Origin of the sequence: Affinundibacterium seohonense (genome assembly GCF_014284305.1) — a bacterium.
Taxonomy (GTDB): Bacteria; Pseudomonadota; Gammaproteobacteria; order Burkholderiales; family Burkholderiaceae_D; genus Undibacterium; species Undibacterium seohonense.
This window is the reverse complement of record NZ_JACOFW010000019.1, coordinates 26278-41263: the sequence shown is the minus strand read 5'-3', so window position 1 is coordinate 41263 and position 14986 is coordinate 26278. Positions and strand designations below refer to the sequence as shown.

Sequence of the window (14986 nt, the reverse complement as noted above, 5' to 3'; positions counted from 1 at the left end):
TTTAGTTTTCAGTTAAATTAACTACCTGTACGTTCTTGTTTGATCAACCATTTACCATCTTGCTTGACCATGATTAGTGTTTTTCTACTACTCGCGACTAAAGCACCAGATTGATAATTTTGTCTGAATTTGACTGTAGCAGTATTGCCATCAACAGTGATGCTTGGTGAATCAATGTTGATTGCAATTTTTCCTTTACCTTCAATTCTTGAGCGACGTTCTTCCATCCAAGATTTGCGAGATTCGCCGTTGGGAGTCTGAAAATCTTTCGCATAATGAGAGAGATAAGCCTTAGTATTTTTTGCACTCCAGACATTGATCCAACGTTTGATGGCTTGCGCAATCTCAGCTTGTGCAACAGTATTTGAAGATGTTGATCTCGACGTTGACGTTGCAGTTGATACTTTACTTTCACTTTTTGAGGATTCTTTAACAAGTGCCTCTGTCTTAGTTGATTCTTTCGGTGTGTTTTTTACGATGTCACGCATCGGCTCTGGTTCAATTCGTGTGCCAGCAACTTGGTTTGCCTCTTCATAAAGAATTCGCCATTGTCCTGCTTCTTTGCCCCAATATTGACGTCGTTTAATTGTGCTAAGTCCCCGGTTTGTTTGAATATCTAAGGCGAAATTGCTGACAATAATCTCGTCGCGTCCAGGATATTTAAACTGAGATACGTCACGCAAAGTAAAAATGCCACCAAGTTTGCCAATACTCTGGGTTTGCTTGGCAAGCCATGCTGGAGCGGTGTCGTTGGCTGCACTTTTGAATTTCTGGCTGTATAGAGATAGTGTTTGGTTGGGATTCGATGACGCTAAATTTTGCTGCCATGTTTCAATCAACTTGCGAGCACTTTGTCGTTCGCTCATCCAATTCGCGCGCGAGATAAATTCTAACTTGTCACTAATGATCACTGGCGTTTTAGCGATATCAACCGTGCTAGAGATTTTCAGGAAATCTGGATTGGAAAGCACTATGCAGCCATCCGACGCAAGTGGTGCACGACTGTAATTGGTAGATGGAACTCCGTGTAACCAAATGCCGGACCCGCCGCGCCCCTTTAGCTTGTCCCACTCGTTCGGATAGTTTAATGGCAGAGCTCCAGGTCCATAGAAGTCCGGTAATTTTGCTCCAGGAAGGCGGTTGGTGATGTAATACACACCGAGAGGTGTGCGTTGGTCGCCTTCCTTGAACTTGTCCATGCCCAGTTTTCCCTGGCTGACATAATAATCGCTCAATAAGGTGGGAATGCCGCCTTTATTTTCATACAAATAAATCCTCGCACGCTTGGCATCCATCACAAGAGAGTAACGTTGTTCGTCACTCATTTGCAATAAGACGCTAGGCACGAGGTCTTTATTTGGTTTTTCCGTAATTGCCCGAAGTCGCGCAACGGCCTCTTCATTTAAATCTTTTAGTTTGTCAGTCGGTGCATTTGTAGCGGCACCGAAGCGTGTCACAGGACGGGTTCGCATGGCGATCAAATCGCCGCGAATTAAATGCGCCAAGTGAAAATTAGGGTAGGCGAGTAAGAGCTCATCAACTTTAGTTTGTGCTTTTCCCAACTCATTGTTCGCTAAGTACTTATAGGCTTCGATCAAGAGTAGATCAGGATTTGGGCCTGATTTGTCTGTTTGTACCTGAATTTTTTGTGGAGGATTATTATTTGCGGAAGCGAGATTGCCTTGTCCAACAAATAAAAATGCGGCAAATGAGATTGATGAGAAAAGGGCTCCAGCAGGCCGTAGTGCTGGAGCATTACTACGAGATAATAAATACATCAGTTGCCCGAACGCTCCTGCTTGATAAGCCATTTGCCATCTTGTTTTGACAGCACTAAAGTTTTGCGGCTGGTCGAAGACAGACGATCAGACGTGTAAAATTGCTTAAATTTAACAGTCGCAACATTACTATCTATGCTGATGTTCGGTGCATCGATACGCACGTTAATCTTTCCTTTTCCTTCAATTCTTGAGCGCCTATCTTCAGACCAGGTATTTCTGGATTCTCCATTTGGCGTTTGAAAATCTTTGGCATAGAAAGCCAAATATTTGGAAACGTTTTGATTGCTCCATGCTTTTGCCCAAGACTCAACGACATCCAAGACATTGTCTTTTTCATTGATTGCAGCTGTTGATTTCGTTACTGTAGGTGTTACAGGCTTTGGTTCAATAACTTTTGCTGGTGGTGTTGCTACCATCGCTGTATTTGGAATACTGGCAATGGGCGCTGGATTGCTGGTGTTGGTTTTAGGATTTGTACCACCTGTAGTATTGCCAATCAAGTTTTTAACTAAATTGAGTTTGAGCTTGGCGGTCGAATTAGCAGAGTCTAGTTGGAGAGCCTTGTCATAGGATTGACTAGCCAATTTTGCATAGACATCACCTAAATTTTCGTGTGCAGTACCATAAGTTGGGTTTGTACGAATTGCCATTTCTAAAGCCGCACTTGCTTTCAAATATTGTCCATTCGACGCATATAACACTGCCAAATTGTTATAAGGCTCAGGCAATTCCGGATAGTCATCTGTGAGCTTGCTGAAAATCGTAATAGCTTCAGCTGGCTTGTTCTGTTCCGTCAAAATAATGCCCTTTAAAAAGCGCATTTGAGCATCTTTCGGACGTTGAGCTAGTACCGCATCAATTTTCTTGATGGCTTCATTCAATTGCCCAGCTTTATACAGTTTGCTGGCGTCTAGTGCATCGTCAGCGTGCGCAAGTGGAAATAATCCAATGCTAAGGACAATGGCAGCAAATACGCTTTTTATTGAGTTTCGCATAATTTAACGTGAAGTTTTTCCAAATGATGGTGCTTCGATCGAGGCCGATCGCCGCAGTTGTATTTTTCTTGATGAAATTTATCAGGCGCAATCTTAACAAATAAACTTGGTGTCGCGTTGTACTGATTGCATATCGCCGTGAAAAAGTAGTGTGTTGGCTTCGTTCATAACTAAATTGTCGCCACAATGACAAAATAATAGTAGGTAACCTGTCGTTCATTTGGGAATGGTTCTTGGAGTTGGATGTTAAGGTTTTATCGCTCTTTTTCCGACGAAAAGTACCGTTCGCCTCTTATAAAAATAGGAATTCGCTGCCATTCTCTGGTTCTCCTCGTGTCGATTTTAGTTCTTTCCGCATCATTATCATGTAAAATTAACGGTTTTCTTTAATCGTTCCAGCGACTAAAGTTGCTCAAGTCAGGCTTTGATGATGTGTTGCATGGCTCTCTTTTGTATTACGGAAGATAATAAATGAATAAAAATAGTGGTGTCCGTAATGAACTGTTGCACGTTCCAGAATATTGGGAGAACGCGAAGTCAGAGTTAATGAAGCGTGATCGTATTTTACGAAAACTAATTCCGCAGTTCGGTGATTTGTATTTGCTTGGGCGTGATGATCCATTCACGACTTTGACGAGATCAATTATCGCGCAGCAAATTTCTGGTGTTTCTGCAAATGTTTTATGGGAAAAATTTTTGGGTGTTTGTCCGAAGCCAACACCGAATGAAGTGTTGGCCGCAGGTAAGGATCGGCTGTTGTCTTGTGGCTTGTCTAAACGTAAAACTGACTATATCCTTGACCTAGCTGGGCATTTTAAAGATGGTAGTGTGCATGTCGACAATTGGGCCGATATGACAGATGAAGCGGTGATTGCTGAGTTAATTCAGATTCGTGGAATTAGCCGATGGACTGCTGAGATGTTTTTGATTTTTAATTTGCTGCGTCCTAATATCTTGCCGTTAGATGATGCTGGCCTAGTTAGCGGGATTAGTAAGAATTATTTTTCTGGGGAACCAGTTTCACGTATCGATATTCGCGAAGTTGCTGCCAATTGGGAGCCTTGGCGAACTGTGGCTACATGGTATATGTGGCGTAGCTTGGACGAAAAAATAGCTTAACTTGACTCGATCAAGCTTATTTCTTTAACTCGTGTGGAATTTTTAAGGAGGCACGATGACTAAAACGACATTTCTGGGATTTGAGCAATCAATTGCTGAACTAGAAACAAAAATTGAAGAATTACGTTTTGTGCAGGATGATTCGGCGGTAGATATCTCAGAGGAAATTGATCGTCTCTCACAAAAGAGTCAGATGCTGACAAAGGACATCTATGCGAAGTTGACGCCATGGCAGGTATCACAAATTTCGCGCCATCCGCAACGTCCATACACTTTGGACTATATCTCTCAAATTTTTACTGATTTCCATGAGTTGCATGGTGATCGGGCATTTGCTGATGATTTAGCGATTGTCGGTGGTTTAGCTCGTTTTAATGGCCAAGCGTGTATGGTAATTGGCCATCAAAAAGGACGCGACACGAAAGAACGTGCTATGCGTAATTTTGGTATGCCGAAACCAGAAGGCTACCGTAAAGCGATGCGCTTGATGAAGTTAGCTGAGAAATTTGATATTCCAGTTTTTACCTTTGTTGATACGACCGGTGCATGGCCTGGCATTGACGCCGAAGAACGCGGACAATCTGAAGCGATTGGACATAACCTTTATGTGATGGCTGAGTTGAAAGTGCCATTGATTGCAACCATTATAGGAGAGGGTGGTTCTGGTGGCGCATTAGCACTCGCTGTAGGTGACGCGGTGCTAATGCTGCAATACGCAACGTATTCGGTCATTTCACCTGAAGGGTGTGCTTCGATCTTGTGGAAGACTTCGGAACGTGCTTCGGATGCAGCGGAAGCGTTGGGTTTGACCGCCAATCGTTTGAAAGCCATGGGTTTGATCGATAAAATTATTAATGAGCCACTTGGCGGGGCGCATCGGGATCCAAAGCAAATGTGTGCTTTAGTTAAGCGTGCCTTGGCAGATACATTACGTCAGTTCCAAGGCATGAAAACAAAAGAATTGCTTGCGAATCGCCATGAGAAATTGATGAGCTACGGTAAATTTAAGGAAACCCGAGTTTCTGAATGAGCGATCTGCTCTGTCATAGTGTCAAGGAATTAGAACAAAGTTTTTTTGCTAAACTCTCTAGCATTATTCAATCTCAAGCTCTTAATTGTAGGCAATCGGGGATCGCGATTGCCTACAGTGGTGGTCTTGATTCCACTGTCCTCTTGGTTTTATCCACTCTTTTTGCCAAGCGGGAGCAAGTTCCTCTTTTCGCTTACCATGTCAACCATGGATTGAGTCCTAATGCAGCTCGGTGGTTGGAGCATTGTCGCGCCATTTGTGATTCTTTGAAAATACCGTTTAGAGCCGAGCAAGTTGTACTTGAGAATCAAGGACAAGGCATTGAAGCTGTCGCCAGAAGCGAACGTTATCTAGCTTTGGGCCGAATGTGTCAACGCGATCAAGTCAACTTTCTGCTGACTGGACATCACCTTGATGATCAAGCCGAAACAATGCTGATGCAGTTATTTCGTGGTACAGGCTTGCGTGGACTTGCTGGTATGGATGAATACAATTTTGCGCCTGATTTATTGGGTTCTCCTCATATTTTACTAGCGCGTCCATTGTTATTTGAATCCAAAAATACGATTCAAAGTTATGCCAATGCAAATAAATTGTCAAATGTCGATGACGAATCAAATTTTGATATTTGTTTCACACGTAATGCAGTTCGTCACCTATTAATGCCAAAGATAGAAGAATTTTATCCTGGTTTTTCAGAACGGTTATTACGTACATCCAGCCATGTACGTGCCGCACAAGGTCTTTTGGATGAAGTTGCGATTAGTGATTTACGGGAATGTGAGCAAGATAATACGTTGAATTTGGGTTTTCTTCGTGAACTTACACAAGATCGTTTTACAAATGTGTTTCGACATTGGTTAACCATCAATCGAGTACAACTCCCATCAACCTCGAAAATTACGGAAATTCAGTTTCAGCTTCTAAATGCACGTAATGACGCTCGTGTCGCCATTCGACATGGCAATTTTTCGATTTGTCGTCATGATCATAAAATCTATTTGGAAGAGCATCCTGATGTGAGTCTGCACCATGGGGAAATCAGTTTTACTTGGAATGGAGAGCATATGAAATATTTTCCAGAGCTAAGGGGAACGCTCATATTTCAAGAAAGTGCGGTTGGCATTGATGAGGATTTACTCAAACAATCAGTGATGACGGTGCGTCAGCGTCAGCAGGGGGCGCGTTTAAGATTAGCGAAAAATCGTCCATCTCGGGATTTGAAAAGCCACTTTCAAAGTCAGCGTATCCCATTTTGGCAACGTGAGAAATTGCCATATATATATATTGAGGAGCAGTTATTTTTTGTCGGATTGCTTGGTATTGACGCCGCATTTTTGTCGGAGAACATGATTAATTCGGACATGAACAGAGTGAAATTACAATTGATTTGGGAACCTGATCATTGTGCAAATAAAGTTAATTTGAAAGATGGGTTTTAAAATGAAAAGGCAAATTGTTCTTGATACAGAAACAACTGGCTTAAATCCTCGGTTGGGTAATAGGGTGATTGAAATTGGTTGCGTTGAACTATCTAATCGTAAACTTACTGGAAATAATTTTCATCGATATATCAATCCTGAGCGCGATTCTGAAGAAGGCGCATTAGCAGTTCATGGATTAACCACAGAGTTTTTGAGTGATAAGCCCACATTCCCTCAAATAGTTGATGAGTTTTTAGAGTTTGTTCGTGGCGCTGAGTTAGTTATTCACAATGCTCCGTTTGATATGGGTTTTTTGAATGCGGAGTTTGAGCGCTTAGGTTTATCGAAGCTCGAGGTTTACGTAGATGGCGTTATTGATACTTTGGTCCAGGCCAAAGAATTGCATCCCGGTAAACGCAATTCTCTGGATGCACTTTGCGATCGTTACGAAGTGTCAAATTCACATCGCAAGTTGCATGGAGCCTTACTTGATGCTGAATTGTTGGCAGATGTTTTCTTGGCTATGTCGCGAGGGCAAAACAGTTTTAGTATCGAGATCAATGAAGAGCCAAGTATCGTTATTGTAGAAACGATAGAACTAGATGAGACGGATCGTGATGTTTTGGTTCAATATGCTGATCCCCATGAGCAAAGTGAACATGGGGCGCTGCTGCAAGATATAGGTAAAGCCTCCCAAGGAGCATGTATCTGGCAACTTGGTATAAATAATGAAAATTAATGTTGGCATGATTTATATAACTTGATTCATGGGCGTTCGTACAATAGTTTTTAAGTAAGGTGTTTTATCTGAATTTAATTTTCGTTGAGAAATATTTTTGTTTATTTGAAAGTTTCGACAGAAAACCAACAGAAATAATTGAAATAAATTTCATCGCCACCCTAAAGTGGCGATTTTTTTTGCCGTTAATAAGAAAAGCAGGAGTAAGAAAAAAGTCTTAAAAATATTTTGAGTTTGGCCTAAAGTTTTTCTAAAGCTTGCCGTTAATATGTTGTAGGTAAAGTTTACGTATTGATTTTATTTTGTAAGGTCTTGTTTTCATTAGATTTAATTTTTAAGTGCTTCATTTTGTTAAATCTAGACGTCAATTAAAAATCACTTCATAAAAAAGTGATTTGTTCTAAATAATCCAATGTAGGATGAATTCCTATTGGATTTTTCTTGTTTTTCTTCAGTAAATTCCATTGTTCTGCTGATACACCCATTTTTCGTCAGGTACCACAATCTGTCTCACTGGCAACACATTTCGCTAGGGCAAATAAGTGGGAGTGCTAAAATGACACCAAATGATATGATGGCTGAAATTCGCGACGCAAACTTAAGTTATCTTATGTTGGCTCAACAAATGATCCGCGCCGATAAGGCGACCGCGATCTTTCGTCTGGGTATCAGTAAAGAAATCGCTGATTTAATCGAAGGTATGAATAATGCTCAGATCTTAAAGTTGGCCGGTTCTAACATGATGCTTGCACGTTTCCGCTTTGAAGATAGTTCAATTCTTTGCATGCTGACAAATTACAATAAAGAACGAAGCCTCGCCCATTCGCACGCCGCGATTTTAATGGCGGGCCAAAAAGTCGAAGAAATTGCTTGATTGTTTTGTTATCAGATTTTAGTCGGGGGTGGAATATGGCTACGAAGAGTATCGTAAATGAAGCTAATGAAATTCAATTAGCGGTTGATTTGGTGAATTTGGGCGCGCGCCTACAGTTACTTGAGTCTGAAACCTCATTATCTAGAGAGCGCCTGTTAAAAATTTACAAAGAGCTCAAAGGGGTTTCTCCACCAAAAGGGATGTTGCCATTTTCTACCGACTGGTTTGTTACCTGGCAACCAAATATTCATTCTTCTTTATTTATGAATATATTTAAATATCTGCGTGATCATGCTGGAGTTGATGGCATTCATGCGGTTGTGAAGGCTTATAAACTCTATCAAGAGCAGTTGCCAACTCCAGAAGGTGATGAGCCTGTCCTATCTTTAACTAGGGCATGGACTCTGGTGCGTTTTTTTGAAGGCAATATGTTGTCGTTTGTTAAATGTAAACAATGTGGCGGCCAATTTGTCGGGCATACCTTGGACTTGCATGATCACTATGCATGTGGTTTGTGTCACGTACCTTCTCGTGCTGGTAAAACAAAAAAACATCGTGCGGCGGAGGCCGAGCGCGTATTAAATTAGTTTTTTTGATTTCCTCCTGGTTTCTGATGCTATGATTTTCAGAAATATATCTTGGAGGTAAAAGCTTTGAAATCATTGGTTGCTGTCAAGGCGCTATTTTTGCAGTTAAGTTCATTTTTTTTGATTTTTGTACTGTTAAGTTTTTTATCTTCAACACTTCAAATCTCTTTCTCTGTTTTACACCTCCTTATTTGCCATGCCTTGTGTGCCGCCCTCGCGGCATTTTTATTGAGATTTGACTGGTGGTGGGTGCCGATTCAGTTTCTCTTTCCATTGTTTGCCTATTTTTTGTCGGCATTCACGATCCCGCCGTACATCTACTTCTCCATATTGCTGATGTTCACTATGTTGTTTTGGTCGACATATCGAACGCAGGTTCCATATTATCCATCGCGGTCAGCGTTGCTGATACCTATCTTGGAATTGATGGAGGGAATGAAGAGCCCAAGATTTATCGATGTCGGTAGTGGCTTGGGTGGCTTGTTGATTAAGCTCGCTGATAGCCGAAAGGATGCAAGTTTTTTTGGAATTGAGATTGCGCCCCTTCCATGGTTGCTAAGTCATCTCAGGGGGCGTCTATTGAAGTCAAGTGTCAGTTTTGAATTTGGTGATTTTTATGATTTAGACTTTTCAGACTTTGATGTTATTTTTTGTTACCTCTCACCGGCCGCAATGCCGTCGATTTGGGCGAAAGTTGAATCCGAAATGGCGCCAGGTTCTATTTTTTTGAGTTATGAGTTCATTGTTCCCTTTGTCGATCCTGATTTTTCTTTGCAAATCGAAAGCGATGGAAGGTATTTGTATGGATGGCGGATATAATGAAACAACAAAAATATATTTTTTGGGCAATATTTTGGAAAATGTTGCCTAATGTTATGTGATCGCTGGTATTCTTAAGTCGTAGCTCGAAAACCATGTCAATTCTGGATCAACCTGTTTAAGGAGTTTAACTCGTGTTAGTGATTGTGGGTTATATCGTTGTTTGTGGTTCCGTATTCGGTGGTTTTGTTTTAGCCGGTGGACACATGGCTATTCTATTTCAGCCGATTGAACTCTTGATGATTGGTGGCGCTGCTGTTGGAGCATCTCTAGTTGGAAATAATTCGAAAACATTAAAAGCATCATTGAAGGCATTGCCGGGAATTTTCAAGGGTTCTAGTTACAACAAGGCGATGTATATGGAGCTCATGACGATGCTTTTTGACGTTTTGACAAAAATTCGAAAAGAGGGGTTGATGTCGATTGAAGGGGATATTGAGAAGCCGGAAGACAGTCCATTGTTTAGTAAGTATTCGTTGGTCGTGTCAGATCATCATTTAATGGAGTTTTTGAGTGATTATCTACGATTAATGGTGTCTGGAAATATGGACGCGTTTCAAATTGAGAATCTAATGGATAATGAGTTGGAAACGCATCACCATGAAGGCGCGATGCCTGCACATTTTATGGCGAAACTTGGTGATGGTTTGCCGGCTTTCGGGATTGTTGCTGCGGTGATGGGTGTTGTACATACAATGGAGTCGGTTGGTATTCCGCCTGCTGAATTAGGGATTTTAATTGCTAAGGCGCTAGTTGGGACATTTTTAGGTATTCTATTGGCGTATGGTTTTGTAGCACCGATCGCCAGCTTAATGGAGCAAAAATTGGAGGAGTCCTCGAAAGCTTTTCAATGTGTGAAGGTCACACTTTTGGCGAGTTTGAATGGCTACGCTCCAGCACTTTCGGTTGAATTTGGACGCAAGGTACTTTACTCCACTGAGCGACCAACGTTTTCCGAGTTGGAAGAACACATTAAGCAGTCAAAATCAAAGTAATAGCTAGCGAATAGATATGGCAAACGAAGAATTACGTCCGATTATCGTAAAGCGAATCAAGAAGGTTGCAGGTGGTCATCATGGTGGCGCTTGGAAAATTGCTTATGCCGACTTTGTTACCGCGATGATGGCTTTTTTCTTGTTGATGTGGTTATTGGGGTCAACAGCGAAAGGTAATTTACAAGGGATCGCCGAATATTTTCAAACGCCACTCAAGGTTGCAATGTCTGGTGGTGATGGCAGTGGTGATAGTTCAAGCGTGATCAAAGGCGGCGGAAAAGATCTGTCACTAAAAGATGGCCAAACAAAAAAAGGCGATATCGAAGCCGCAAAGAAAACATACAACTTGCAGGCTGCTGAAGCCGCTCTGGCGAAAATTGATGCGGAACGGCTGAAAGGTCTGAAGAGTAAAATTGAGGCGGCGATAGAATCAAATCCAATACTGAAGCAATTCAAAAAACAATTGTTACTTGATCTTACTTCTGAAGGATTACGCATACAGATGGTCGATGAAAAAAATCGTCCTATGTTCGCCTCTGCTAAGGCGGAACTTCAACCTTATACCAGAGAAATTCTTCGTGAGATTGGGCTTGCATTGAATGAGGTTCCTAACAGAATCAGTCTCTCTGGTCATACCGATGCAGCGCCGTATGGCAGTGGTGAAAAGGGTTACAGCAATTGGGAATTGTCAGCTGATCGTGCCAATGCTTCTCGTCGTGAATTAATTTACGGCGGCATGGATGAAACGAAAGTACTACGTATCGTTGGCCTGTCATCGTCTGTTTTGTTTGATAAGGAAGATCCACTAAATCCAATTAATCGACGCATTAGCATTATTGTGATGAATAAAAAGGCTGAAATTTCAGCATCGCAAGATGGAGGGGAAGTCGATTTAGGTAAAATTGATGTCCCACTCGAAACTAAAAAGTGAAATGGCTCATTAAACGCATCATAAATTGCAACGATCATGTTGCAGAATGGGACGCTGAAGATGTCGAAGAAAAAAAACTTGGGCTCGCAAGTTAAGCAACTGTTGTCAGGGGTTTCTGACCACGGTGTTGCGCATCTGTTAGAGGTGGAAACGGACCTGGTTCAAACCACAATTCTGTTGGCAGAAGCTATTGAGAAGTTGGGTGAAAATTTTTTAGATTTGCACTCTTCAATTACTTCTCAGGAAGCGCAAATACTTGAGCTGGTCAATACTGGCTTAATTCCTAAAGATAATGTTGATAAATTGGCGAAGATTCAAACAGATATTGCGGTGCATATCAATCGTGCTGTAACTAGCCTGCAATTTCAAGATTTGACAAGCCAATTAATTTCTAGGACGGTGCAGAGAAGCGCGGGATTGCGTGAACTGCTTTCGACTTTGGACGTCGTTGGTAATGTTATTCCTAGTGATGGTGGCATGGATGAAATTTCTCAGGTATTGACGGAAATCACTGACAAACTCGAACAGCAAAGTATCGAGCTTAAGAGCTTGTTGCGTAAAACAGTAAATCAACAACATTTAAACAGCGGTGATATCGAATTGTTTTAAGTACTAATTAAAGTGTGAGTTTTCACGATTTTTCTCAATGGAGTGATGATGGCCAAAACAATTTTAGCGGTTGACGATTCTGGATCTCTGCGTCAAATGGTGGCATTTAGTTTGAAGGCTGCCGGATATCAAGTAATCGAAGCCATCGATGGTCAAGATGGACTTGAAAAAGCCAAGAATCAAGTCGTCGACTTAGTACTCACTGACCAAAATATGCCACGTATGGATGGCCTGACTTTGATTAAGTCGTTGCGCGCTTTGCCAACATATCAGCGGGTTCCGATTTTGATGCTAACGACGGAATCTAGCGACGATATGAAAGCAAAAGGTCGAGCAGCAGGGGCCAATGGTTGGTTGGTAAAACCATTTGATCCACAAAAGCTGACTGAAGTGGTAAAGAAAGTTATTGGTTGATACGAAGAGATATTTGCCAAATATTTGTGTGAACAATGGGGTGAGATAATGACGATTGACATGAGTCAGTTCTTCCAGGTTTTTTTTGATGAGGCTGAAGAACTTCTCGCCGAGATGGAGAAGTTATTATTAGGCGTTGAAATTTTATCTCCAGATCCTGAAGATTTGAACGCGATTTTTCGTGCTGCCCATTCAATCAAAGGCGGCGCATCGACTTTCGGTCTGTCCGATATGACGGAAGTTACGCATATTTTAGAAAATTTGCTGGACAAGATTCGCAAAGGTGAAATGCATTTAACTGCAGAACATGTTGATGCGTTTTTAGCTGCAAAAGACATACTTAAAATGCAGCTAGATGGACATCGATTGGGGACTGCGGTTGATCTTGATGCTGTTGCTGACGTGAGAATGTTATTGCAGTCCTTTGTGCAGGACGATCTTGCGCCCAAGGCGGTTCCTGCTTTAAGTCTGGCACATATTAGCCTATCCTCAAAAGAGCATGAGACATATCATCACTGTTTCAGAGTGAGCTTTAATGATGTAAAAGTAGCAGATCTGGATCTCCTAACTTCTGAATTGAGTCTTTTAGGACTTGCGCGAAGCGAAAAAACTGAGCAAGGTCTTGATTCTATTTTGCTCAATACCAATGGTACGGAAGACGATATTTTTGCTGTCTGTTCATTTATTGTAGATGCCGACAAAATGAGCATTCAGAGTGAACAGTCAGCTCAAGCAATAGGTGTAGAAAAACAACTTACTGAAGATGAGTTGGGCTACGGTTTCTTTGAACCGATAGAGTCGATGTTCCCACCTTTAGAAAATCAAGATGCTTCTGACAAAGCCAAATTAGAAGCAGAAAAAGTCGCTCAGCAAGAGCTCGCTGCGATTCAAGCAAAGAATCATCACAAAAAAGAATCTGAGAAGAGTCATGGTGCGCAGGAATCTACGACGATTCGTGTGGGTATTGAAAAGGTTGACCAGATCATTAATCTTATAGGTGAGTTGGTTATTACCCAAGCTATGTTGACGCAGCGTACTCAGGATCTTGATCCGGTTTCGAATGAGCGTTTGCTGAGCAGCGTTGCGCATCTCACGCGCAATACTCGAGATTTGCAAGAAGCGGTGATGTCCATACGGATGATGCCTATGGATTACGTTTTTTCTAGATTTCCACGTATGGTGAGAGATCTTGCTTCTAAACTAGGCAAAAAAGTCGAATTTGTGACTTATGGTGCTTCAACTGAGTTAGATAAGGGCTTGATTGAAAGAATTGTTGACCCTTTGACGCACCTAGTACGTAATAGTATTGATCATGGAATCGAAATGCCAGCGACCCGCTTAGAAAGTGGAAAAAGTGAAGCTGGTAAGTTGTCACTGTCCGCTGTGCATCAAGGTGGAAATATCGTAATTGAAGTGTGTGATGACGGTGGTGGATTGCATCGTGACAAAATTCTAGCAAAAGCAAAGCAAAGTGGGCTTGCCGTTTCTGATTCCATGTCGGATTCAGACGTGTGGCAGTTGATTTTTGCGCCAGGATTTTCGACTGCAGAAGTTGTGACGGATGTTTCTGGGCGTGGCGTCGGTATGGACGTCGTTAAACGGAATATCACGCAAATGGGCGGTGTCGTTGATATTCGTTCGGCGAAAGGTTTTGGAACCACGATCACAATTTCCTTGCCTTTAACTTTGGCTATTTTGGACGGTATGTCTATCAAAGTTGGTGAAGAGATTTATATATTGCCATTAGGTTTTGTTGTAGAGTCTTTACAACCTCAAATTGAAGATATTAAAGAAATTAACGGCAAAGGGCGGGTAATCAAAATTCGTCACGAATATCTTCCTTTAATACCATTGTTTGAAACTTTCAATATAGTTCCAAAACACACAGATCCTGCTGATGGCATTACCGTCATTGTCGAGGTCGATGGAAAAAAAGCGGCTCTATTTGTCGATGATCTGGTAGGTCAACAACAAGTTGTTGTAAAAAATATCGAGTCAAACTATCGCAAGATTCCTGGCATTTCGGGCGCCACAATTTTAGGTGATGGCGGTGTTTCCTTTATTTTGGATGTGGCAGCAATATTGCGCTCGGTACGTTAAATTTTTTGAGATTAATAAGTTTTAAGAGGAATTGATCATGATACAAAACTCAGATGGCTTAGGTAAGAAAATACAATCCGAGAATGGCGACCTTACTACGCATGAGTTCTTAGCTTTTACTCTCGGAAATGAAGAGTATGGGATTGATATTTTAAAGGTTCAGGAAATTCGTGGATACGAGGCTGTGACCAGGATCGCCAATGCACCCGAGTTTTTAAAGGGTGTCATTAACTTGCGCGGAATTATCGTACCAATTGTTGATATGCGTATTAAGTTTAATTTAGGTACGCCGACCTATGATCAATTGACCGTGGTGATTATTCTCAATATTGGTACTCGAGTGGTTGGTATGGTGGTCGATAGCGTGTCAGACGTGATGACACTGCTTCCTGCACAGGTTCGTCCTGCTCCAGAGATGAATACGACATTTAACAATGATTTCTTGATTGGCCTTGGTACATTAGAAGAGCGTATGTTGATATTGGTTGATATCGAAAAATTGATGTCTAGTCCTGAGATGGGTCTAATGGATCACGCGGATTGAGTATAACTGCTCTGAATTGCAGGAA

At 41.6% G+C, this 14986-nt stretch carries 15 protein-coding genes; 13 read left to right on the top strand and 2 right to left on the bottom strand.

The genetic code is table 11. The annotated features are described in order from the left end of the window. Positions 1–17: 17 nt before the first annotated feature. Both H8K52_RS15255 and H8K52_RS15250 read right to left on the bottom strand, forming a co-directional pair. Positions 18–1811, bottom strand: a complete 1794-nt coding sequence (locus H8K52_RS15255; RefSeq protein WP_186923776.1) for a L,D-transpeptidase family protein — start codon at positions 1809–1811, stop codon at positions 18–20. Further along, on the bottom strand, positions 1778–2776 hold the full coding sequence (locus tag H8K52_RS15250; protein ID WP_186923775.1) for a L,D-transpeptidase Cds6 family protein: 999 nt from the start codon (positions 2774–2776) through the stop codon (positions 1778–1780). Before H8K52_RS15250 ends, H8K52_RS15255 begins: the two co-directional genes overlap by 34 nt. A 471-nt stretch (positions 2777–3247) precedes the next feature. Here H8K52_RS15250 and H8K52_RS15245 point away from each other — a divergent pair, with 471 nt between their 5' ends. The 13 genes from H8K52_RS15245 to H8K52_RS15185 all read left to right on the top strand — a co-directional run bounded on the left by H8K52_RS15245 (position 3248) and on the right by H8K52_RS15185 (position 14961). Then, complete coding sequence (locus H8K52_RS15245) at positions 3248–3895, top strand: DNA-3-methyladenine glycosylase family protein (protein WP_186923774.1); 648 nt, start codon at positions 3248–3250, stop codon at positions 3893–3895. 55 nt (positions 3896–3950) lie between these two features. Then, positions 3951–4925, top strand: coding sequence for an acetyl-CoA carboxylase carboxyltransferase subunit alpha (locus H8K52_RS15240; protein ID WP_186889361.1), 975 nt, complete (start codon positions 3951–3953; stop codon positions 4923–4925). After that, the gene (gene tilS, locus H8K52_RS15235; RefSeq protein ID WP_186923773.1) at positions 4922–6367 is read left to right on the top strand and encodes a tRNA lysidine(34) synthetase TilS; all 1446 of its coding nucleotides are present in this window, start codon (positions 4922–4924) and stop codon (positions 6365–6367) included. Before H8K52_RS15240 ends, tilS begins: the two co-directional genes overlap by 4 nt. Then, the gene (gene dnaQ / locus H8K52_RS15230) at positions 6357–7088 is read left to right on the top strand and encodes a DNA polymerase III subunit epsilon (RefSeq protein WP_246464577.1); all 732 of its coding nucleotides are present in this window, start codon (positions 6357–6359) and stop codon (positions 7086–7088) included. Before tilS ends, dnaQ begins: the two co-directional genes overlap by 11 nt. A 556-nt stretch (positions 7089–7644) precedes the next feature. Then, entirely contained in the window at positions 7645–7962 is a 318-nt protein-coding gene (gene flhD / locus H8K52_RS15225; protein ID WP_186923772.1) for a flagellar transcriptional regulator FlhD, read from the top strand. Between the two features lie 35 nt (positions 7963–7997). Next, positions 7998–8549 (top strand): flagellar transcriptional regulator FlhC, encoded by a 552-nt coding sequence (flhC, locus tag H8K52_RS15220; RefSeq protein WP_186923824.1) that lies wholly within the window; start codon positions 7998–8000, stop codon positions 8547–8549. Positions 8550–8951: 402 nt separating this feature from the next. Then, the gene (locus H8K52_RS15215) at positions 8952–9368 is read left to right on the top strand and encodes a class I SAM-dependent methyltransferase (protein ID WP_186923771.1); all 417 of its coding nucleotides are present in this window, start codon (positions 8952–8954) and stop codon (positions 9366–9368) included. 134 nt (positions 9369–9502) lie between these two features. After that, on the top strand, positions 9503–10363 hold the full coding sequence (motA, locus tag H8K52_RS15210) for a flagellar motor stator protein MotA (protein ID WP_186923770.1): 861 nt from the start codon (positions 9503–9505) through the stop codon (positions 10361–10363). Positions 10364–10379: 16 nt separating this feature from the next. Continuing rightward, positions 10380–11294: a flagellar motor protein MotB gene (motB, locus tag H8K52_RS15205; protein WP_186923769.1), complete on the top strand. Its 915-nt coding sequence runs from the start codon at positions 10380–10382 to the stop codon at positions 11292–11294. A gap of 60 nt (positions 11295–11354) precedes the next feature. Then, on the top strand, positions 11355–11903 hold the full coding sequence (locus H8K52_RS15200; protein ID WP_186923768.1) for a chemotaxis protein: 549 nt from the start codon (positions 11355–11357) through the stop codon (positions 11901–11903). A 48-nt stretch (positions 11904–11951) separates the two neighbouring features. After that, on the top strand, positions 11952–12317 hold the full coding sequence (locus H8K52_RS15195; protein ID WP_186923767.1) for a response regulator: 366 nt from the start codon (positions 11952–11954) through the stop codon (positions 12315–12317). A 48-nt stretch (positions 12318–12365) separates the two neighbouring features. Then, the gene (cheA, locus tag H8K52_RS15190) at positions 12366–14417 is read left to right on the top strand and encodes a chemotaxis protein CheA (RefSeq protein WP_186923766.1); all 2052 of its coding nucleotides are present in this window, start codon (positions 12366–12368) and stop codon (positions 14415–14417) included. 37 nt (positions 14418–14454) lie between these two features. Beyond that, a complete protein-coding gene (locus H8K52_RS15185) occupies positions 14455–14961 on the top strand; it encodes a chemotaxis protein CheW (protein ID WP_186923765.1) in 507 nt (168 codons plus the stop codon). Positions 14962–14986 lie beyond the last annotated feature (25 nt).